Source organism: Methylorubrum populi (genome assembly GCF_002355515.1).
In the GTDB taxonomy this organism is placed as follows: domain Bacteria; phylum Pseudomonadota; class Alphaproteobacteria; order Rhizobiales; family Beijerinckiaceae; genus Methylobacterium; species Methylobacterium populi_A.
This window is the reverse complement of sequence record NZ_AP014809.1, coordinates 774,373-793,847: the sequence shown is the minus strand read 5'-3', so window position 1 is coordinate 793,847 and position 19,475 is coordinate 774,373. Positions and strand designations below refer to the sequence as shown.

The window sequence follows — 19,475 nt, the reverse complement described above, 5'->3', positions numbered from 1 at the left end:
CGGACCGGACCGGCCTGTCTCAGCGGGTGAGCGCCCCGGGCATCAGACCGCGGCTGCGCAGCCGCGCGCCGATTGCGCCGATGATGCCGCCGAGGCCTGCGCGCAGGGGCGGTTCGATCTGCCGCGACACCAGCAGGGATGCGGCCACGGCCGTCAGGATGCCGCCCGCGAGACTCGCGGCCGGCGGCAGGCCGTAGGCGGCCAGGAAGCGCATCGACAGCGCGCCGACGAAGGTGTGCAGCAAATAGAGCGGATAGGTCGCGAGGCCGAGATCGCGAAAGCGCCGCCCGAGGCCGGGAAGGGCGTCTGTCAGCGCGGCGTTCACGCGGATCGACAGGCAGAACAGGAGTAGGAAGACGGCGTAAAGGAGCCATGGCACCGTGGGGCTCCGGTCGAGGCCGAGCGAGCTGCCCACGAAGCCGGCATCGTAGCGGATCTGCAGGAAGGCCCCCGTCAGGCACACGGCGAGACCGGCCAGGCGGTATCCCGTCAGACCCCGCCGCACCGCGCTCCACAGCACGACGCCGAGGGCGAAGTGGCAGCCATGGGTGAGAAGGAGGAGCTTGGCGATCCGTGTGCTGATGATCCGGTCGAAATCCGGCCAGAGAGGGGCCGTCGCCAGACACCACGCGAGCGCGCTGATGATGCCGACCGCCAGGATCACCGGCTCCAGTCGTTCGAACCGATTCATGCAGAGCAGGGCATAGACCAGCCCGTAGAACACGATCTCGATCCCGAGCGTCCAGTAGACGCCGTCGATCCAGCGCGGGACCGGGAACAGGATCAGCGTGCGGATATAGCGCTCGAACAGAACCCACACGGTCTCCGGGAAGAACAGCAGCGCGAGGCCGAAGGAGACGGTGGCGCAGAACCAGATGCCCGGCATCAGGCGCAGGATGCGCCCGGTGAGGAAGCGCGCCGCGCTGGCCTGGGAGGCGGAATAGGCGATGACGTAGCCCGAGATCACGAAGAACATCTGCACCCCGACCCAGCCCTCCGAGCTGACGGGCAGCAGGGTCGGAAACGGAATCGGCGATCCGAGGAGTTCGGCCGCCTCGCTCGACGGGACCATCCAGGCCGTGCAGGCGAGGTGATACAGCATGACGAGGCACGCCGCGCCGAAGCGCAGCAGGTCGAGCCCGATCAGGGGGCGCGGCGCATGCGGGCGCCCAGCCGCCGATGGTTCAATCCCGGTCGAGACGGATGCCATGCCTGTTGTCCAATCGCAGGAGCGCGGCCTTCCTGTCACCGGCGTTGCCGCGCGCGTGACTGGTCTTCCGGCAAATTTCTCTTCGGGACAACGGGATCAAAATACCGATATCTGTCATTTTTCAGCCCGTTCCTCGAGCTTGACACTGAAAATGCGACCCTAGTTTTCGTCGAACTGTGAAGCGGGGCCGATGGATCGAGGTCGGTCGAGCGATGCTTCGCTCCCGCAGGTCCGGTGACCTCGGCACCGACGGTCGGCATCTTTCCGGCAGCCTGTCTCCGCCGTGTCCGGACCGGGATAGCGGACTGAGCCGACGGCACGGCGCTTCACGGACAGGGCCTGAACAGGATGGGAGACACCGATGGCGCCGCGCGAACCCTTGCTCATCTCCATACCGATCGCTGAACTGCGCCCGACGCAGATCACGGTCGGCTATCGCGAGGTGGAGGAGAAGCGCCGACGCTGGCGTGATCACGATTCGGAGAAGAAGGCGGCCTTCCTCGGCTCGCACATGATCCCGGTGCTGCTGGGCCCGAAGAAGAAGCACTACGTGATCGATCACCACCACCTCGCCCGCGCGCTGCAGGAGGAGGGGGAGGAGAACGTGCTGGTGACCGTCGTCGCCGACCTGCACAAGCTCGACAAGGACGCCTTCTGGACGGTGGCCGACCATAAGGCCTGGGTCCATCCCTACGATGCGGACGGCAAGCGGGTCGGCTTCGACGAGATCCCGAAGGCGATCGCGGACCTGCCCGACGACCCGTTCCGCAGCCTCGCGGGCGAGCTGCGCCGGGCCGGCGGCTTCGCCAAGGACACGACGCCCTTCAGCGAGTTCCTGTGGGCCGACTACCTCCGGCGCAACCTGAAGCGGAAGGCGATCGAACGCGATTTCACCAAGGCCATCGAGAGCGCGCTGCGCCTCGCGAAGGCGCCGGAAGCTGGCTACCTACCGGGCTGGTGCGGGCCTCTCGACGGCTGAGCCAGGCCCGCGGCCGCCGCGGCGAAGAGGCCGAGGCCGGCCGCGATCACGGCGTTCCAGCCGGCGAGCGAGAGGCCGAGGAAGCGCCACGCCGCGGCGGTGCAGTCGACCGGCCGCACGGTCTCGAGGTTCTTCAGGAAGTCGGCCACGTCCGCCGGCCCGGCCCCGGAACCGCCGCCGCAATCGTTGGGCCCCGGCCAGAACCCCCATTCGGCGCCCGCATGGTAGACGCCGAGACCGGCCCCGTAGATCAGGATCACGGCCACGAGTCCGAGGAGGAAGCGCGCAGGCCGCGGCGGGAGCAAGGCGGCAACCAGCGCAAGGGGCGCGGCGGCGTAGTAGGGTACCCGCTCGGTCAGGCAGAGCTTGCACGGCACGTAGCCGAGACCGTGCTCGAACACGAGGGCGCCGCCGACGGTGAGCGCGGCGCCGAGCGCCACGGCAAGGGCGGCGCTCCGCAGGGTGAGGAGGCGGGTCACAGCATCACCTTGAAGGCGACGAAGCCGAGAATCACCACCACCGCGAACAGCCCCGCCACCACGTTGAGGTGGCGGTCGAGCACCGCGCGGATGCCGATGCCGTAGCGCCCGAGCAGCCAGGCCAGCAGGAAGAAGCGCGCCCCGCGGGTGACGACCGAGAGCAGAACGAACCAGAACAGCGAGTAATGGGCGAAGCCCGAGGTGATGGTGACGAGCTTGTAGGGGATCGGGGTGAGCCCCTTGAGCAGGATCACCCAGTGTCCGTAGGTGGCGTAGGAGGCCTGGAAGGTCTCGGCCTTGTCGGCGAGCCCGTAGAGGTTGAACAGCCAGAGCCCGACCGAATCGAACAGCAGCGCGCCGATGGCGTAGCCGAGCAGCCCGCCGAGCACCGAGGCGACGGTGGCGATGGTGGCGTAGAGCCAGACCCGATCCGGCCGGCTCACCGCCATCGGCACCAGCATCGCGTCCGGCGGCACGGGGAAGAACGAACTCTCGGCGAAGGCCACCGCCCCGAGCGCCCAGGGCGCGGAGGGCTTGGCGGCGAGCGCGAGTATCCACTCGTAGAGCCGGCGGATCATGGGGCCTCGTCGGGGTCCGGAAAGCGGAGCCCTTTCAGCACAGATGCGGCCCCGAGGCGAGGCCGGATGGCGACGGCCGGTGCAGCGGCGCCCGACAGCGCGGTCGGGCCGTCGCGATGTCGTGAGCGATCGCCCGGTGGGCCTCTCGCTGGGCCTTCCCGCGCGACTCTCCATATCCCCCTCGCCGCGGCGGAGAGCGCGTCGGCTCAATGGAAACGGATCCTGCCGATGACGCGCCGCATCTTGATCACGGGAGCCAGCGTGGCCGGCAACACCGCCGCGTTCTGGCTCGGGCGCACGGGCTTCGACGTCACCGTCGTCGAGCGAGCACCCGGTTTCCGCGACGGCGGCCAGAATATCGACGTGCGCGGCGTCGGGCGCGAGGTAATGCGGCGGATGGGCCTGGAGCAGGCGGCCCTGGCCTGCGGCACCGGCGAGGAAGGGACGGCGTGGGTCGACGGGCGGGGCCGGGTCGTCGCCCGCTTCGCCACCGCCGACATCGAGGGGGACGGTCCGACGGCCGAGATGGAGATCCTGCGCGGCGATCTGGCCCGCCTGCTCTACGATGCCGCCCGCGCCGGTGCCGCCTTCCGTTTCGGCGACCGCGTGGAGCGGATCGAGCAGGACGCGGAGGGCGTCACCGTCGGCTTCACCGGCGGAGGGAGCGAACGCTACGACGCCGTGATCGTCGCCGAGGGCGTCGGCTCGTCGACCCGCGAGCGCGTCTTCCCCGGCGAGAACGCGCCGCGCTGGATGGACCTGACGATCGCCTATCTGACGATACCCCGTACCGCGGACGACGACCGGATGTGGCGCTGGTTCAACGCGACGGAGGGCCGGGGCGTGTCGCTGCGCCCCGATCGGCACGGCACGACGCGGGCGATGCTGATGATCCAGCAACCGCCGGGCGGCGAGCAGGACTGGGCGCCCGACCGGCAGCGGGCCTTCCTGCGCGCGCGGTTCGCGGATGTGGGATGGGAGGCGCCGCGCGTGCTCGCCGCGCTCGACCAAACCGACGACTTCTATTTCGACGTGCTGCGTCAGGTGCGGATGAAGACCTGGTCGAAGGGGCGCGTCGTTCTGACGGGCGATGCCGCCTGGTGCGTCACCCCGCTCGCCGGCATCGGCACGACCCTGGCGCTGACCGGCGCCTACGTCCTGGCCGGCGAGTTGTCCCGCGGCGGCGATGTCGCGGGCGCGTTCGCCGGCTACGAGCGGGCGATGCGCCCGATGGTGGACAAGGCCCAGGGCGTGCCGAAGATCGCGCCGCGGCTGATGAACCCGCATAGCCGCCTCGGCATCCGCCTTCTGCACGAGGCCCTGCGCGTGGTGAGCACTCCGCGCCTGCGCAGCCTCGCCGCGCGGGCTTTCGCCCGGCCGCCCCTTGAGCCGGATCTGTCCCCCTACCGGGCCCTTGAGGCCGATCGCGTCTCTTGAGACGAGGACGCGGGGCGGGTCCGGGCATCCGATGCGGCGCGGTGCCACCAGCCTCACGTGCCCGGCGGAAAATTGGCTCTGGCCCGTTGCCCCGGCTTGTGCCAAGAGGCGCGTGCGTCGCGGGTATGGCGGAATTGGTAGACGCGGGCGACTCAAAATCGCCAGCCGAAAGGCGTGGGGGTTCGATTCCCTCTACCCGCACCAGCCGCCCCGATCGGAGCCGGTCACGGCAGCGCCGGCTCGGGAGCGAGGCGGGCGCGGATCGCGGCGGCGTCGCGCCCCGGCGGGGCGCCGAACAGGCGGCGGTAGTCGCGGCTGAACTGCGACGGACTCTCGTAGCCGATGGCGTAGCCCACGCCGGCCACATCCCCGGCCGCGAGCAGCAGGCGCCGCGCCTCGTGGAGCCGGACCTGCTTCTGGAACTGCACCGGCGTCATCGTCGTCACCGCCTTGAAATGGCGATGGAAGCTCGCGGCGCTCATGCGCGCGAGCGCAGCGAGATCGGCCACGCGCAGCGGTTCCGCGTAATGCGCGCGGATCCAGGCCGTCGTCCGCCCGATCCGCGCGGCGTGGCTCTCGGGCAGGCCGGCCTGCCGCAGCGCCGGGCCGAGCGGCCCGCCGAGCAGGCGCCAGACGATCTCCCGATTAATCAGCGGAGCCAGCACCGGCAGGTCGCGGGGGTGATCGAGCAGGGCGAGGAGGCGCGCGAGAGGATCGCACAGGTCCGGATCGAGGGCGACGGTGCGCAGGGCCGCGAAGGCGGGAGCGGAATCCATCCCCGCCGCGAGGGTGTCCGCCTGCGCACTGAGCAGGTCTGTCAGGGCATCCAGGTCGATCGCGAGGCTGAGCGCGAGATAGGGCCGCGCCGGGCTCGCCTCGGTGATCCGGGACGTGACCGCGAGATCGAGGGAGGCGAGCAGCGCCTGGCCCGCGGCGTAGCGGTAGGCGGAAACGCCGAGAAGCGTCGTCTTGGCGCCCTGCACCACGACGCAGAAGGGGGGGCGATAGACCGTGCGGATCGGGCCGCTCGGCGTCTCGGCGCGGTTCAGGAGCAGCCCGTCGGCCGGCGTCTCCCGGCCGTAGCGATGCCATTGCCGTTCGATCAGCGCCGCGAGGCCGGACAGGTCCGTCGTCATGCCGGCGACCCTAGCGCGCCCGTGCCGCCCGCGCATCCGTGCGTGGTCGCCACACGGCGGTTTTGAGAGGATCGGGCAAGAGCTTGAGAGGATCGGCCGCCGCGCGGGGGCCGCGACGGCCGTAACAGAGGGCCGTTCCAACCCGACGGAGATTCCTCCATGCGCATGCGCTCCCTCGGCCGCAGCGGCCTGTTCGTGTCCGAACTCTGCCTCGGCACCATGACCTTCGGCGGCAGCGAAGGCTTCTGGGGCCAGATCGGCCGGCTCGGCCAGGACGAGGCCGACGCCCTGGTGAAGACCGCGCTCGACGCCGGCATCAACTTCATCGACACCGCCAACGTCTATGCGGGCGGGATGAGCGAGCGCATCCTCGGCCAGTCGCTCAAAAATCTCGGCATACCGCGCGACGACGTGGTGATCGCCACCAAGGTGCTGGGTCCGATGGGCGAGGGGCCGAACGCCCGCGGCGCCTCGCGCGGGCACATCCTGAGCCAGTGCAAGGCGAGCCTCGCCCGACTCGGCCTCGACCATATCGACCTCTACCAGATCCACGGCTTCGACCCGGCGACCCCGATCACCGAGACGCTGGAGGCGCTCGACACCCTCGTGCGCCACGGCCACGTCCGCTATCTCGGCCTGTCGAACTGGGCGGCGTGGCAGGTGATGAAGGCGGTAGGCATCGCCGAGGCGCGCCGGCTCGCGCCCATCGTCTCGCTCCAGGCCTACTACACCCTGGTCGGGCGCGACCTCGAACGCGAGATCGCGCCGATGCTGACCTCGGAGGACATCGGGCTGATGGTCTGGAGCCCGCTGGCCGGCGGCTATCTCTCGGGCAAGTACGACGCCGAGGGCACGGCCGCGGATGGGCGGCGCACCACCTTCGACTTCCCGCCGGTCGACCGCACCCGCGGCGCCGGCACGCTGGAGGCGATGCGCGCCATCGCCGAGGCCAAGGGCTGCAGCGCGGCGCAAGTGGCGCTCGCGTGGCTGCTGCACCGCGAGGTGGTCACCAGCGTCATCGTCGGGGCCAAGCGCGTCGGGCAGCTCCAGGAGAATATCGACGCGACGCGCGTCCGCCTCGACGCCGACGACCTCGCGCGGCTCGACGCCGCCACGCGCCTGCCGCCGGAATATCCCGGCTGGATGCTGGAGCGGCAGGGCGCCTACCGGGCCTGAGCTATTCCCGCAGAAAGCGCCGGATCCAGCCGCCCACCCGGGCGCTGTCGTGCGGCGCCTCCAGCGAGGCGAGGGCCGTCCGCACCAGGGCCGGATCGGTTTCTCCGGCCCGGTGACCGTCGGTGAGGGCGCGGGCGTAGTCGGGCGCGAATTCCGGGTGGCACTGGAAGGACAGGACGGGACGGTCGCTCCAGGCCAGCACGCCGTAGGGCGTGAAGGCGCTGCCCGCGAGGACGCGTGCGCCGGGGGGCAGGGCGACAACCTGATCCTGATGACTCACGGGAATCGCGATGCCCGCCGCATCGTCCATGAAGGGCGCGCGCTCCGCCACGTCGTAGCGGTGCAGTCCGAGGCCCCAGCCACGCTCGGATCGCTCGACCCGCCCGCCGAGGGCCTGGGCCAGGGCCTGATGCCCGAAGCAGAGGCCGACGAGCTTCGTCGACGGATCGAGGCTGCGCAGGAGAGCGAGAAGCCTCTCCACCCAGGGAATCGGATCGTAGACCGAGGCCGGCGAGCCGGTAATGACGAACGCGTCGAAGGATTCCGGCGCCTCTGGCCAGTGATCCGCCGTCACGTCGAAGCGTGCGAAGCGATGGCCGTCGCCGATCAGCGCTTCCACCATCGCGCCGTAGGAGGGAAAGCGTCCGCCGAGCCGATCGGGCGGATGGCCGGTTTCGAGGATGGCGATGTTCATGGGTCCCTCTAGCGCAAGGGAGGGGCCGTGAAGAAGACCGTCCGTCAGCGCGTGTCGGCAAGGCAGGCGCGCTGTGCCCGGATCGCTTCGGCGGCGCCGATGAGGTCGAAGCGCAGCGCCTGTCGGGAAACCTCCACGCGCGCCCTGTCGCCCTGGATCAGTGTCGTCGCGGGATCGACGCGCCCGCCTCGATCGACAGGACCAGGACCTGGCGAGCAGGCCGCCGAGGGCGAGGCCGGCTGCGACGACGTGCAGAGGGCGGCCGAGCCGCGAGAGCCTGATCTTGCCACGCTCGGAGCCTCGATCTTCGTGCGAGACCACTCGCATCACCCCGGCCCTCGCGCCTCGCATTCGATCCGTCCGCCCGTCAGACATCAGGACCGGCCCCGCTCCGGCGTCATCGGCAGAAGCCCTGCTGGGCGAGGCAGGCCAGCAGGATCTCCTGCGGAACCGGCAAGTCGATCGTCTTGGACTCGATCCTGGTGAGGGCCCAATCGGATTTGCTGCCGCCCACGGGCTCTATCAGCCAGCGGATGGTGCCGGACGGGGTTTGCCGGGCCTCCTCCGGCAGGTGAATCTGCATGTATTGCTTGGACCACCACAGCATCCCGGAGGTCGGGAAGGTCACCGACACCCTCTGGCGCGCGCCGCCGCAGACGAGCTTGCGCACCGGGAGACCGGTCTGCGCGGCCGCCGACGTGCGGATCGTGCCCGCTGCAAGACCGTCGCCGGCGCCCGATGCTTTGAGCGCCTGCTTGCAGCGCGCCTCTTCGCGGCGGGTGGCGAGGGTTTGGCTGCCCTCCCGGCAGGCCTGCACGAGGGGGCGCAACGTGTCGTCCGATGTCATCAGGTCGCGCCCGCATTGCAGGATCGGCGGTTCCGGTGCCTCCGCCAGGGGATCGGCCGAGGCGAAGGCCTGTTCGACCTCGCCTTTGGCCGTGCGGGCGGCCTCCGCCCGGGCGCTCGCGACCTTGCCGTTGAACTCCGCCGAGACCGCAGCCGAGGGATAGGCCCCGCCGAGATCGCCCGTCTCCATCTGGAACCAATTGTGGGTGCGCAGGCCCTCGAAGGTCTTCGGGGCGGCCTCGATCCGCTCGACCTGCGCCTGGAAGGACCGGCGGATCGCGCCCTCGACATAGGTGTCGGCCGCGTTCGTGCAGGTTCTGTAGAGCCTTGCCAACGCGTCGTTGCCCCATTGCCGACCGACCCACTGTTCGCAGCGGGAGCGTGCTTGGCCCAGGGGAAGGCTCGCGGGATTGTCCGCGGCAAACGAGGCCTGGATCTCGCGGGCGGCCGCCTCCTCCAACGCTTTGCGGCGCGGCTCGAGCGATGCGCCGATGAAGCGCTCGTAAGCCGCCCGGGTGACGTCGTTCCGCCTCAACTCCTCGTGGCTCAGGCTCAGTCCGCTCGTTTCGCGGAAGCTCGACAGCGACAGCGGCAGAGCGAGCAGGCGGTTGCGCTGCTCCCGAAGCCAGGCCGCCACCTTCCGGCGCTTCTCGATTTCCGGATAGGTCTGGGTCAGGAGCTGGACGACGGCGCGCCCCTCCCGGCAGACCTGCGCCTTGCGGATCAGATCCTCGGTGAAGGCCCGGTCCCAGTACTCGGCGGGCAGGCCGACCGCGAGTTCGAGCCGGTCGGTGTCGATATACCCGAAGCCCGCCAGCCGTTCGCACAGGCCGTCGGCAGGCAGGGCCTCCAGGGGCCGGCCGCCGGCGGCGAGGCGGTCGGCGACGGTGCGGAGGAAGGCGAGGGCGGCCTCGCGGGCGGTGCCGTCCCGGTCCAACGAATCCTGGGGCGTCACCTCGGCCGTGGTCGCCGCCCGCATCGCCGCCACGAGCCGTTCCCGGTCGGCCTGCGTCTCGATCGGGCTCTCCGAGAGCCGCTTCCGCTCCGCTTCGTAGTAGCGCTTCCAGAAGGCCGGGGCGGCCTCGGCGTAGTGTTGGCGATCGATCTGCTGGTCGAGTTCGGGCAGCAGCGCGATCGGCGGCAGGCGCTGCTGCTCGGTCGCGACCTTCCGCGCCGTTTCGACGGTCGGATCGGCGGTGCCGAGGAGCGTGAACAGCGCATCCATACGCGCCTTGGCGCTCCTCGTGCGTTCGAGCGTGAACGGCTCGCACTCGCTCTGGGGGCGGCCCTGGTAGGTCAGCCATCGGCCCTGGATCCGGTCGCCGCCCGATGCGATCCGCGCCGCGACCCAAGGACGGCCGCGCTGGTCCGACAGAACGACCTCCTCACCCGCCGGCGAAGCGGTCAGCTCCAGTGTCTGGAAGGATGTTCCCTCGACCTTTCGATAGAAGACCCTGAAGCGCGACCCACTCGGCTGGAATTCCCAGTCATCGAGCAGCCGTTCGCCGTTACAGATATGCGTGCCGCGATAGAAGGTCGCTTCGTCCGCGCGCCCCGGAGTTGCGATGACGCTCGAACCCAGCAGTCCGGCGAGTGCCCATGCACGAAAATGCATTGATGACCTGAGCGATTTTTCAGAACTCCGGCCACCTGAAATCGACACAGGCCGGACGATCTCCAGGCTAAGCTGATTTTGTGTCTCCTATGCAAATCATGCCGGGCGCGGCGGCATACGTCGCGGCGCCTTTGAAACCCGTTTTTCTTCGAACGGCCGGGACCGTTCGAGACCGACTTCGCGCGGCTGCGGCAACGGATCAGGCGGCGGGGGCCGGGGCCGGCACCGCCGGTTTTGCCACGAGCCGCACCAAGAGGACGGCCGCGCCCATCACTGCGGCGAAGATCGAGAAGATCAGCGGATTGTAGACCACGAGCGCTACGAGGCAGATCAGGGCCATGGCCAGCGCGAAGGCCGGCGCGTAGGGATAGAGCGGCGCCCGATAGGGACGGGCGAGATCGGGTTCGCTCCACCGGAGCCAGAACAGGGCCGCCATGCTCATCACGTACATGGTGAGGGCGCCGAACACCGCCATCGTCACGATGCTGGCGGTGAGCGACTGGCCGGCGACGCTGATCAGGTTGTCGCTGTAGATCGCGGCGATGCCGACGATCCCGCCCGCCAACGTCGCGACATGGGGAGTCTGGAAGCGCGGATGCACCCGCGCGAACACCGCCGGCAGGAAGCCGGCGCGGGCGAGCGCGAAGATCTGGCGGGCATAGCCCATGATGATGCCGTGGAAGGAGGCGACGAGGCCGAACAGGCCGAGCCAGACCAGCATGTGCAGCCAGCCGCTCGACTCGCCCACCACCCGCTTCATCGCCTGGGGCAGGGGATCGTTGAGGTCGGACAGGCTCTTCCAGTCTCCGGCCGCACCCGCGAACAGCATCACCCCGAAAGCGAGCACGGTGAGCGTCAGCACGCCGGTGATGTAGGCGATGGGAATGGTGCGTTGAGGGTCCTTCGCCTCTTCGGCGGCCATGGCGACCCCCTCGATGGCGAGAAAGAACCAGATCGCGAAGGGGATCGCCGCGAAGATTCCGCCGATGGCCGCTAGGCCGAACGCGTCCTGTCCCGCCCAGCCGCCGGCGGTGAAGCTCGCGAGGCTGAAGGCCGGTGCGACGACGCCCATGAAGACCAGCAATTCACCCACCGCCAGCACGGTGACGAACAGCTCGAAAGTGGCGGCGATGCGCACGCCGACGATGTTGAGCCCCATGAACAGCAGGTAGGCTCCGAGCGCCGCGTGTTTCGGGTCGAGACCCGGAAACTGGACGTTGAGATAGGCACCGATGGCGAGCGAGATCGCCGGCGGCGCGAACACGAACTCGATCAGCGTGGCGTAGCCGGCGATCGCCGCGCCGGTGGGACCGAAGGCGCGCAGGGAATAGGCGAAGGGGCCACCGGCCTGCGGGATCGCGGTGGTGAGTTCGGTGAAGCTGAAGATGAAGGCGACGTACATCGCGGCGACGCACAGCGTCGTGACGAGGAAGCCGAGGGTGCCGGCCTGAGCCCAGCCGTAACTCCATCCGAAATACTCGCCCGAGATCACGAGCCCGACGGCGATTCCCCAGAGATGGAAGGCGTTGAGGCTCTTATCGAGCGCGGTCGAAGGCGTTGGCATCCTGCATCTCCGCATGCCCGGCCCGGGAAGCGGCGTCCGACGAGTCATCCGTACGCGGGCCGTGGGACCGAAGGCCAAGCAAGAGCGTTGCCGCAGCGTCACCGCGCCTGGGACACGCGGCGCTCCGGGCGTCCTATGCCGGCGGAGCACCGCGGACGGCGCAGCGCGGGCTGATGCCGGTCACCTCGTGCGACAGCGTGTTCTCGAGTTCAGCGATCCGCAAGCTGGCCTTGGACCGCTCGTTGCTGATGCTCGCCAGCGGCTGCAGGATCAGCGGGAAATCGTCCTGAAGGCTCCGCAGGTCGTCCAGCCGCCCGACCCTGGCGTCGATGCGCTCGCGGACGACTTCGTCCCGCTGGCCGATAGCATCGAGAGTGGTGGGCTCGGGCGTCGGGCGGGGGGGACGCGCCCCGTCCGTGAAGTCAGGCACAACGACTTTCGACAGCCGCGGCGAGGAGGCCGGATGGGGGGCCGGAATCCGTTGCTCGACATCCTTTCCGCGCGCAACGGATGACGTCGGCAGCACGCTTCGGAACGGCATCCAAGCCATCGCGGTATGCTCCCCCTCACGACACCGCGAATTTTCAGCGCTTGAGGCCGTTTCAACAGCCTTCCATGGTGCAGCCGCTGCCGGATTGCGCAGGGCAATGCTCAATGTGCGACCCGCTCGCATTTTGGAGGCCGGGCCGCCTGACTCGACGGCAGCGTGAGGCGATCCCGGTTGCGGGTCCCTCGAAGCGGGACGCGGCGGTCAGGCAGCGGTCGGTCCGGTCTCCAGCGCAGCCGCGTCGCGGGTGCGGATGTCCATGGCGTTGCCGCGCCAGACGATGGCGGTGCGCGCCCAGGCGCTGGCCCAGATCGCCGGCAGCAGGGCGTCGCGCACGAGAAACGCAGCGAGCATCCTCGGCGAACGGTGCCAGCCGGCGCGGAACGCCAGCGCCATTTCCGCGCCGTACCAGAGCGCGCCCGCCCCGATGAGCCAGAGCGCGGCCTCGACGGTGCCCGCCACGAGGCCCGTCAGCACCAGCGGCAGCAGGGCGCCGATGCCGATCTCGGGTGCGAAGAAGAGCGGGAAGGTCACCCGTCGCAGCCGCGCCCAGCGCACCTGCCGCGACCAGACCTCCGCCAGGTCGCGGCGCCCGAGCGGCTGCCGGAAGGGGGCGGCGACGAGGTGGACCCGCTTGCCCGCGGCACGCACGAGCTTGGTCGCGGCGGCATCCTCGGCGATCTCGGCGTTCAGCGCGCGGATGCCGCCCCGCGTTTCGAGGAACGGCTTGTTCCAGAGCATGCTCTTGCCCTGGGCGAAGCCGAGGCCGAGCGCCTCGCCGGCATATTGCCAGCGAGCCTGGAGGGTGTTGAGAAAGGCGCACTCCACCTCGGCGAAGAAGTTTGCCGGCCGCGACCCGATCGGTGTCGAGCAGACGAGGCCGCTGTCGGAGCGCCATGCCGCCTGCATCTGCTGGATATAGTCGCGCGGCATCAGGACGTTGGAATCGGCCAGGATCACCCAGTCGTACCGGGCGGCGTCCCAGCCGCGCACGCAGTTGTTGAGCTTCGGATTGCCGCCGATGCGCTCGTCGCCGAGGATCAGGCGCGACGGGACCTGCGGATGCGCCGCCCGCATCCGCTCCAGCAGCGGCAGGATCGGATCGCCTGCATCCGCCACGCAGAAGATCAACTCGTAGGCCGGATAGTCGAGCCGGAAGCTTGCCAGCAGGGTCTCTTCGCTGAAGGCCTCCAGGCCGCGCAGGGGCCGCACCACCGAGACGGGGGCGCCCGCGGGGAAGGCCGAAGGTTTGCCCTTGCGCCCGATGCGCAGGGCCGCCACCGCCAGGCTGGCGAGGTTGACCGCAGCGAGGGCCGCGCAGAGCGCGAGGGCGGCGGAGGCGCCGCTCTCCGGCAGGGCGATCATGCGCGGCGTCTCCCGTCGATCGTGTGTCTGACGCGTGTCTGGGCGCGACGGCGCGTCCCATCACGCCCCTAGCAGCGCCGCCTTATCAGGCGTGTGACACTTCGAATGCCGTCCCGGACCGTTCCCTTGATCCCGATCGTCTTCCATCCGGCCTACGAGGCCGAGCTGCCGGCGGATCACCGCTTTCCGATGCGCAAATACAGCCGGCTGGCCGAGATCCTGCGCGCGCGCGGCCTCGCGCCCGACGGGTTCGTCACGCCGGAGCCCGCCGACGCCGCCCTGCTGTCGGGCGCGCACGATCCGGGCTACGTCGAGGCCGTGCTGAGCCTTCGGGTGCCGCGCGCGATCGAGCGGGCGATCGGCCTGCCGGTCACGGAGGCGGTCGCCGCCCGCTCCCGCGCCTCGGCCGGGGGGACGCTGCGCGCCGCGCGCCTCGCCCTGAGCCACGGGCTGGCCGGCAGCACCGCCGGCGGCAGCCACCACGCGCGGCGGGCCGGCGGAGCGGGCTTCTGCGTCTTCAACGACGTCGCGGTGGCCGCCCTCGCCCTGAGGCGGGAGGGGGCGATCACCAGGGCGCTCGTCATCGACCTCGACGTGCATCAGGGCGACGGCACCGCCGACTGCGTTGCCCGAGAGCCGGATCTGTTCACGCTCTCAATTCACTGCGAGCGCAACTATCCGCACGACAAGGTGCCGGGCGACCTCGATATCGGCCTGCCCGACGGGCTGGGGGACGCGGCGTATCTCGCGGTGCTGGAGGCGCGCCTGCCCGGCCTCGTCCAGAACTTCGCCCCGGACCTGATCTTCTACAATGCCGGCGTCGATCCGCACCGTGACGACCGGCTCGGTCGCCTCTGCCTGACCGACGACGGTCTGCGCGCCCGTGACCGCTACGTCGTCGGTCTCGCCCGGGCACGGAACGTTCCGCTCTGCGCCGTGATCGGCGGCGGATATGGCAGCGACGTGGACGCCCTGGCCGCGCGCCACGCCCTCGTTTTCGAGGCGATGGCGGCATCCGCCTGAGGAACGCCGCCGCGCTCGGTCGGTTTGTCCTGCCTCACGAGGTGTGGGGCAGACGATGAACGACGCGTTCGACCTGAACCGTTTCGTGGAAGCTCAGGAGGGCGTCTACGAGAACGCGCTCGCGGAACTGCGGAACGGGCACAAGCGGAGCCACTGGATGTGGTTCGTCTTCCCTCAGATCGCCGGGCTCGGCTCCAGCGCCATGGCCCGGCGCTACGCGATCGGATCGCTCGCCGAGGCGCGGGCTTATCTCGCCCACCCGCTGCTCGGCCAGAGGCTTCTGGCCTGCACGCGGGCCGCCAACGCCTGGGAGGACCGCTCGGCCCACGACCTGTTCGGCACGCCCGACGACATGAAATTCCGCTCCTCCATGACGTTGTTCGCGCGGGCCGATCCGGAGTCGCCGGACTTCGCCCGCGCCCTCGCGACGTTCTTCGGCGGACAGCCCGACCCTCTTACCCTGGAAAGGCTGTCGGAGCGATGATCGCGGACCGGCGACCGATCGGGCCAACTCTCGACGGGGCCGGAAAGCGGCAATTGGTCTCTAATTCAATATATCACCCTTGCGCATCAATATGGGTTTGATGCGAAATCCTTCTCATTCGGCGAAATTTTTTGAATATATTCTGCATAACCATCGATAATTTTGGGTCGGGGATCATAAAACACAAGGATGAGTCCGTTCACTGCTTGAACAGAGATTGGTCGGACATGAGGCTTTGCACGGAAGCGCGCTTGTCCTGGCCATTGGCCCGCGCATCCGGTGTCGAGTTCTGCGATGCGCGAGTGAATGCCTCGATGAGGTCTATGTTTTGGGTCAGGATGATGCATACCTCCTGAAAATATTCCGGTGCGGCAATAGGACGGCTGCATTGCCTTCATCGGGCGCAACCCGCGCTTCTGGTGCCACATGGAGGCGGCCATGCTGGCGGGCCTGAACTTTGTGACCCTCGGTTGCCGTCTGCGCGATGCGGAGAGCGGTCCAGCGGCTCCCGAGACGCTCGAGATCCGCTCGCCGCCTCGCCGGCGGGCACTTGCTTCAACGGCCGGCGGAGCACGCCGCGCCGCAGCCTGCGGTCTGCTCATCCGGATGTACCCCGCAAGAATGCGTGCTTCGAGCGTAGCTTTGTCGTCGTTCTCGGACGGGACAGAGGCGACGTCGCCGAGACGGCGATGCAAGCGAAGGGGCCGTCCATGGATTCGAGCGGCGACTTCAAGAGGGGGCACCCGGCCGAGTCCGCCTCCGCCCCGGCCCCGGACGACGCGCCGCCAGTCCGATCACCGGACCCCACGGAAATCGTCGTCGAGGTCGCCGCCGCGCCGCGCTTCCGCGCGCTCGCCGCGGAATGGCGCCGCTTGGTTCAGCGCTGCGCCGAGCCGAACGTGTTCATGGAGCCCGCCGTCGCCGGTGCGATGTTCACGGTGACCGAGACGCCGCTGCACGTCCTCCTCGCCTGGGCCCGTCACCGCGGCGGAGGAGCCAGCCTGATCGGCGTGTGGCTCCTCGTGACCACCCGTCCCTCGTCGGGCCTGCCGATCCGGACGCTGGAGGCCCCCTGCAACGGGCTGACATTCCTCGGCTCGCCCGTGCTCGACCGCGACCGCGCGGTCGAGGCCCTGTCGGCGATGCTGGGGGCCGTCGCGCGCGATCCCGCCCTGCCGAGGCTGATCTGCGCCAATCAGATCCCGACCGATGGGGCGGTGTTCCTCGCGCTCGTCGCTGCGGTCGAACGGCAGGGGGGGCGCATCGTCGCCCTCGAGCATCGGCAGCGGGCGCGGTTCGATGCGCCGAAGGCAGGGCAGACAGCACCAGCCCAGCCCCTCTCATCGAAGCGGCGCGCCGAGTTGCGGCGGCACCGCAAGCGACTCGCCGAGCGCGGCGACCTGCGCCATGTCAGCTATCGCAAGCCGGAGGAGGTGCGCGCGGCGTTTCAGGAGTTCCTCGACCTGGAGGCCGCCGGCTGGAAGGGCCGGGCAAGCCGGCAGGGGCGGGCGATCCGCAACGCGCCGTCGCTGCGCGCCTTCGCCGAGACGATGATCGTCGGACTGGCGCGGGACGGGTGTGCCGGCATCGAGGCTCTGCGCCTGGACGGCCGGGCGATCGCGATGAACATCTGGCTGCGGTCCGGCCGCACGGCGTTCGGCTGGAAGATGGCCTACGACGAGGACTACGCGAAATCGGGACCCGGCTCGCTGCTAATGGATGCGATGCCCGAGACGGTGTTCGCGAACGGGGACATCGACACCATCGATTCCTGCGAGCGGGACAGGTCGGCGGCGCTGGCGCAGATTTGGCCGGAGCGCCGCGCGATCGCGGATTTCCTGATCGACGTGACTCCCGGCGGCTCCTTGCGCGGCCGGCTGACGGCTCTCGTCGAACGGGTCTTCCGGCAGGGGCGCGGCTTGGCTCGGCGGACGTAAGAGGCCCACGTCAAACCGGTTTACCTGGGCGCACTCGCTCGGCTGAGAAAGACCGGATCCGAGACAGCGCGACCGGGAGAGGTGGAGCGATCGGCCCCCGATCCTGACCGGCCCGGACCCGATCCGGTCGATAGCTCCGCAGAGCGGGGTCCGCACGTCGCCCAGGCGCCATCGCGCCTTCACGCCGATACGGTATCCGCTTCGATCCAGCGGAGGGTCCGGTCAGGACGCCGTCCGCGTCTCGGTCCCGGCGCGGTCGACCCGTGCCTCCGGCCGGCTGTCGGTCGAGGCATAGTAGGGCTTGATGTCGAGGAGCGGCGTTCCATCGAGGCAGTCGAGCCCGCGCACGCTCACGGTGCCGTCGGAGATCGTGAGCCGCTCGACCACGGCGAGGGCGATCGGGTTCGGCCGCGCCGGCGAACGGAGCGAGAAGGTGCCGCGGCTGCCCTCGGCATGGCGCGGTTGCTGGCGCACGAGGTCGCGCGCCGCCCGGTCCATCCAGTAGAGCACGATCAGGTGTGTGGCGCCCTCCAGGTTCTGCAGGGCGGCGTGGTAGCGCGCATCGACGTCGAGCGTGCAGACCGCATCGGTCTGGGTGCCGTTCTTCGGGCACTCGGCGCGAGCCTTCCAGGGCGTGCGGATCCGGCCGATGAAGTAGAGGCCGGCATCGTAGTCGGCGGGCAGCGGGATCGCCTCCTCGCCGGGGCGCCGCTCGACATCCTCGTTCATCCGCCCTCGCGCTCCTGTTCGCCGACGAGGCCTTGTCGCCCCGGCGCGCCGCCGCCGCAAGGCAGGCGAGAAGGCAGCCGAGAAGGCGGGCGGGAAAGGGAGGCAAACCGATCCCTCGCATGCCGCTTGCTCGTCTCGCCGTCCCGGTCAGTGTAGACACCCAGGGGTGAACGGGGAGGCGATATGGTCATCGAAGAGTTGCGGCCGATGGAGGCTGTTCCCGACGCGGAGACGGCCGTGGAGCGGCTGGAAGCGCTGCACGCCGGCGCGACCCAGGCGCTCCAGACGGCGCTGGCCCGCTACCTCGAACACCGGATCCCGCCCGACGCGACCGAGCGGCTCCAGTTCCGCTATCCCGAACTGCGCCTGACCTACCAGCCCACGGGGCCGCTGCCGCGGCTCAACCGCGCCACCGCCAAGTTCCAGGCGCCGGGGCTCTACGCCACGACGGTGACGCAGCCCGGCTACTTCCGGCCCTACCTGCTGGAGCAGTTGCGGCCGCTGGTGCGCGATTACGGCGCCGGCATCGAGGTCGGTCTCTCGGGCCAGGAAATCCCCTACCCCTACATCGTCGAGCCCGGCACCGATCTCGGCGGCAGCGGCGTCAGCGCCAGCGACCTTGCCAGCCTGTTTCCGGTGCCGCTGCTCTCCGTCGTCGGCGACGAGGTGGCCGACGGGCTGTGGCTGGAGAACCCGGGCGATCCGCGCCCGCTCGCCCTGTTCGACGGAGTGCGCACCGACTATTCGCTGCGCCGGCTCGTCCACTACACGGGTTCGGACTGGCGCGAGATCCAGCCCTGGATCCTGCTCACCAACTACCACCGCTACGTCGACGGCTTCGTCCGCTACGGGCTGGAGCGTCTCGCGGCGGGAGAGGGCGAGCGGCTGGTGCTGCCCGGCGGGATCGTGGTCGCGCAGGCCGAGGCGGCCTCGGCCGATCCGGCGGCGCTGATCGCCGCCTCGCCCTGGCACAAGTTTCAGATGCCGGCCTACCACCTCGTCGGGCGCGGGCCGGACGGCGCGCCCCAGGGCACGACGCTGGTCAATATCGGCGTCGGCCCTTCCAACGCCAAGACGATCACCGACCACCTCGCGGTTCTGCGCCCGCATTGCTGGCTGATGGTCGGGCATTGCGGCGGCCTGCGCCAGTCGCAGACCATCGGCGACTACGTGCTCGCCCACGGATATCTGCGGCGCGACCGCATCCTCGATGATCTCGTGCCGCCGGAAATCCCGGTGCCGGCGCTCGCCGAGGTGCAGATCGCCCTGCAATCGGCCGCCGCCGCCGTCACCGGCGAGCGGGCCGACGCACTGAAGCGCCGCCTGCGCACCGGCACCGTCGTGACCTACGACGACCGCAACTGGGAGCTCCGCTTCAGCCAGGAGCGGCGCCAGATCAACCTCTCGCGGGCGATCGCGGTGGACATGGAGAGCGGCACCATCGCCGCGCAGGGTTTTCGCCTGCGGGTTCCCTACGGCACCCTGCTCTGCGTCTCCGACAAGCCGCTGCACGGCGAGATCAAGCTGCCGGGTGCGGCCAATGCCTTCTACGAGCGGGCGGTGGCCGAGCACCTCCAGATCGGGCTCGCCACCCTCGACGCGCTGCGTGCCGACCGGGCGGGCCTGCATTCGAGGAAGCTCAGGAGCTTCGACGAGCCGCCGTTCCGATAGGCCGA

Annotated in this window: 18 protein-coding genes and 1 tRNA gene; 8 read left to right on the top strand and 11 right to left on the bottom strand. The window is 69.9% G+C overall.

Features of this window, described 5'->3' with window-relative positions; translation table 11 throughout:
- Nucleotides 1-19: 19 nt before the first annotated feature.
- Complete coding sequence (locus MPPM_RS03625; RefSeq protein WP_096483888.1) at nucleotides 20-1,210, bottom strand: acyltransferase family protein; 1,191 nt, start codon at nucleotides 1,208-1,210, stop codon at nucleotides 20-22.
- A 361-nt stretch (nucleotides 1,211-1,571) separates the two neighbouring features.
- Between MPPM_RS03625 and MPPM_RS03620 the strand changes: the two genes are divergently transcribed.
- Complete coding sequence (locus tag MPPM_RS03620; protein WP_096483887.1) at nucleotides 1,572-2,189, top strand: ParB-like protein; 618 nt, start codon at nucleotides 1,572-1,574, stop codon at nucleotides 2,187-2,189.
- Here the strand turns inward: MPPM_RS03620 and MPPM_RS03615 are convergent.
- Together MPPM_RS03615 and MPPM_RS03610 are read right to left on the bottom strand one after the other, a co-directional pair.
- Entirely contained in the window at nucleotides 2,153-2,668 is a 516-nt protein-coding gene (locus tag MPPM_RS03615; RefSeq protein ID WP_096483886.1) for a disulfide bond formation protein B, read from the bottom strand. The two genes, MPPM_RS03620 and MPPM_RS03615, sit on opposite strands and share 37 nt — an antisense overlap.
- Nucleotides 2,665-3,246 carry a YqaA family protein gene (locus MPPM_RS03610; RefSeq protein ID WP_096483885.1) on the bottom strand — a complete coding sequence of 194 codons (582 nt, stop codon included), beginning with the start codon at nucleotides 3,244-3,246 and terminating at the stop codon, nucleotides 2,665-2,667. Before MPPM_RS03610 ends, MPPM_RS03615 begins: the two co-directional genes overlap by 4 nt.
- A gap of 228 nt (nucleotides 3,247-3,474) precedes the next feature.
- Between MPPM_RS03610 and MPPM_RS03605 the strand changes: the two genes are divergently transcribed.
- Both MPPM_RS03605 and MPPM_RS03600 read left to right on the top strand, forming a co-directional pair.
- Nucleotides 3,475-4,683, top strand: coding sequence for an FAD-dependent oxidoreductase (locus MPPM_RS03605; protein ID WP_096483884.1), 1,209 nt, complete (start codon nucleotides 3,475-3,477; stop codon nucleotides 4,681-4,683).
- A gap of 119 nt (nucleotides 4,684-4,802) precedes the next feature.
- Nucleotides 4,803-4,887: transfer RNA gene (locus MPPM_RS03600), tRNA-Leu, on the top strand.
- A gap of 20 nt (nucleotides 4,888-4,907) precedes the next feature.
- Here the strand turns inward: MPPM_RS03600 and MPPM_RS03595 are convergent.
- The gene (locus MPPM_RS03595) at nucleotides 4,908-5,819 is read right to left on the bottom strand and encodes an AraC family transcriptional regulator (RefSeq protein ID WP_096483883.1); all 912 of its coding nucleotides are present in this window, start codon (nucleotides 5,817-5,819) and stop codon (nucleotides 4,908-4,910) included.
- 159 nt (nucleotides 5,820-5,978) lie between these two features.
- Between MPPM_RS03595 and MPPM_RS03590 the strand changes: the two genes are divergently transcribed.
- The gene (locus tag MPPM_RS03590) at nucleotides 5,979-6,995 is read left to right on the top strand and encodes an aldo/keto reductase (protein ID WP_096483882.1); all 1,017 of its coding nucleotides are present in this window, start codon (nucleotides 5,979-5,981) and stop codon (nucleotides 6,993-6,995) included.
- Between the two features lies 1 nt (nucleotide 6,996).
- On the opposite strand, the gene MPPM_RS03585 is transcribed toward MPPM_RS03590, so the two are convergent.
- From MPPM_RS03585 to MPPM_RS03565, 5 genes are all read right to left on the bottom strand, one after another.
- Nucleotides 6,997-7,689, bottom strand: coding sequence for a glutamine amidotransferase-related protein (locus tag MPPM_RS03585; protein ID WP_096483881.1), 693 nt, complete (start codon nucleotides 7,687-7,689; stop codon nucleotides 6,997-6,999).
- 397 nt (nucleotides 7,690-8,086) lie between these two features.
- On the bottom strand, nucleotides 8,087-10,150 hold the full coding sequence (locus MPPM_RS03580; protein WP_244573461.1) for a hypothetical protein: 2,064 nt from the start codon (nucleotides 10,148-10,150) through the stop codon (nucleotides 8,087-8,089).
- 199 nt (nucleotides 10,151-10,349) lie between these two features.
- Nucleotides 10,350-11,714 carry an ethanolamine permease gene (eat, locus tag MPPM_RS03575; protein WP_096483880.1) on the bottom strand — a complete coding sequence of 455 codons (1,365 nt, stop codon included), beginning with the start codon at nucleotides 11,712-11,714 and terminating at the stop codon, nucleotides 10,350-10,352.
- A gap of 133 nt (nucleotides 11,715-11,847) precedes the next feature.
- Nucleotides 11,848-12,264, bottom strand: coding sequence for a hypothetical protein (locus MPPM_RS03570; protein WP_244573460.1), 417 nt, complete (start codon nucleotides 12,262-12,264; stop codon nucleotides 11,848-11,850).
- A 201-nt stretch (nucleotides 12,265-12,465) separates the two neighbouring features.
- Nucleotides 12,466-13,626 carry a ceramide glucosyltransferase gene (locus MPPM_RS03565; protein WP_096483879.1) on the bottom strand — a complete coding sequence of 387 codons (1,161 nt, stop codon included), beginning with the start codon at nucleotides 13,624-13,626 and terminating at the stop codon, nucleotides 12,466-12,468.
- A gap of 126 nt (nucleotides 13,627-13,752) precedes the next feature.
- On the opposite strand from MPPM_RS03565, the gene MPPM_RS03560 reads away from it, so the two are divergent.
- Both MPPM_RS03560 and MPPM_RS03555 read left to right on the top strand, forming a co-directional pair.
- Nucleotides 13,753-14,649, top strand: coding sequence for a histone deacetylase family protein (locus MPPM_RS03560; RefSeq protein ID WP_096487700.1), 897 nt, complete (start codon nucleotides 13,753-13,755; stop codon nucleotides 14,647-14,649).
- A gap of 55 nt (nucleotides 14,650-14,704) precedes the next feature.
- On the top strand, nucleotides 14,705-15,133 hold the full coding sequence (locus tag MPPM_RS03555) for a DUF1810 domain-containing protein (RefSeq protein ID WP_096483878.1): 429 nt from the start codon (nucleotides 14,705-14,707) through the stop codon (nucleotides 15,131-15,133).
- A gap of 86 nt (nucleotides 15,134-15,219) precedes the next feature.
- On the opposite strand, the gene MPPM_RS28375 is transcribed toward MPPM_RS03555, so the two are convergent.
- On the bottom strand, nucleotides 15,220-15,573 hold the full coding sequence (locus tag MPPM_RS28375; protein ID WP_162296235.1) for a hypothetical protein: 354 nt from the start codon (nucleotides 15,571-15,573) through the stop codon (nucleotides 15,220-15,222).
- Between the two features lie 270 nt (nucleotides 15,574-15,843).
- Here MPPM_RS28375 and MPPM_RS03550 point away from each other — a divergent pair, with 270 nt between their 5' ends.
- A complete protein-coding gene (locus tag MPPM_RS03550; RefSeq protein ID WP_096483877.1) occupies nucleotides 15,844-17,070 on the top strand; it encodes a GNAT family N-acetyltransferase in 1,227 nt (408 codons plus the stop codon).
- Between the two features lie 222 nt (nucleotides 17,071-17,292).
- Here the strand turns inward: MPPM_RS03550 and tsaA are convergent, their stop codons facing one another.
- Complete coding sequence (gene tsaA / locus MPPM_RS03545) at nucleotides 17,293-17,799, bottom strand: tRNA (N6-threonylcarbamoyladenosine(37)-N6)-methyltransferase TrmO (protein ID WP_096483876.1); 507 nt, start codon at nucleotides 17,797-17,799, stop codon at nucleotides 17,293-17,295.
- A 183-nt stretch (nucleotides 17,800-17,982) separates the two neighbouring features.
- Here tsaA and MPPM_RS03540 point away from each other — a divergent pair, with 183 nt between their 5' ends.
- Nucleotides 17,983-19,470: an AMP nucleosidase gene (locus MPPM_RS03540; protein WP_096483875.1), complete on the top strand. Its 1,488-nt coding sequence runs from the start codon at nucleotides 17,983-17,985 to the stop codon at nucleotides 19,468-19,470.
- The last annotated feature ends 5 nt before the right edge of the window (nucleotides 19,471-19,475 follow it).

Coding starts and splice junctions, on each gene's coding strand:
- MPPM_RS03625 (WP_096483888.1), bottom strand. CDS start 1,210: ATGGCATCCGTCTCGACCGGGATTGAACCATCGGCGGCTGGGCGCCCG.
- MPPM_RS03620 (WP_096483887.1), top strand. CDS start 1,572: ATGGCGCCGCGCGAACCCTTGCTCATCTCCATACCGATCGCTGAACTG.
- MPPM_RS03610 (WP_096483885.1), bottom strand. CDS start 3,246: ATGATCCGCCGGCTCTACGAGTGGATACTCGCGCTCGCCGCCAAGCCC.
- MPPM_RS03605 (WP_096483884.1), top strand. CDS start 3,475: ATGACGCGCCGCATCTTGATCACGGGAGCCAGCGTGGCCGGCAACACC.
- MPPM_RS03595 (WP_096483883.1), bottom strand. CDS start 5,819: ATGACGACGGACCTGTCCGGCCTCGCGGCGCTGATCGAACGGCAATGG.
- MPPM_RS03590 (WP_096483882.1), top strand. CDS start 5,979: ATGCGCATGCGCTCCCTCGGCCGCAGCGGCCTGTTCGTGTCCGAACTC.
- MPPM_RS03585 (WP_096483881.1), bottom strand. CDS start 7,689: ATGAACATCGCCATCCTCGAAACCGGCCATCCGCCCGATCGGCTCGGC.
- MPPM_RS03580 (WP_244573461.1), bottom strand. CDS start 10,150: ATGCATTTTCGTGCATGGGCACTCGCCGGACTGCTGGGTTCGAGCGTC.
- eat (WP_096483880.1), bottom strand. CDS start 11,714: ATGCCAACGCCTTCGACCGCGCTCGATAAGAGCCTCAACGCCTTCCAT.
- MPPM_RS03570 (WP_244573460.1), bottom strand. CDS start 12,264: ATGGCTTGGATGCCGTTCCGAAGCGTGCTGCCGACGTCATCCGTTGCG.
- MPPM_RS03565 (WP_096483879.1), bottom strand. CDS start 13,626: ATGATCGCCCTGCCGGAGAGCGGCGCCTCCGCCGCCCTCGCGCTCTGC.
- MPPM_RS03555 (WP_096483878.1), top strand. CDS start 14,705: ATGAACGACGCGTTCGACCTGAACCGTTTCGTGGAAGCTCAGGAGGGC.
- MPPM_RS28375 (WP_162296235.1), bottom strand. CDS start 15,573: ATGGCCGCCTCCATGTGGCACCAGAAGCGCGGGTTGCGCCCGATGAAG.
- MPPM_RS03550 (WP_096483877.1), top strand. CDS start 15,844: ATGGATTCGAGCGGCGACTTCAAGAGGGGGCACCCGGCCGAGTCCGCC.
- tsaA (WP_096483876.1), bottom strand. CDS start 17,799: ATGAACGAGGATGTCGAGCGGCGCCCCGGCGAGGAGGCGATCCCGCTG.
- MPPM_RS03540 (WP_096483875.1), top strand. CDS start 17,983: ATGGTCATCGAAGAGTTGCGGCCGATGGAGGCTGTTCCCGACGCGGAG.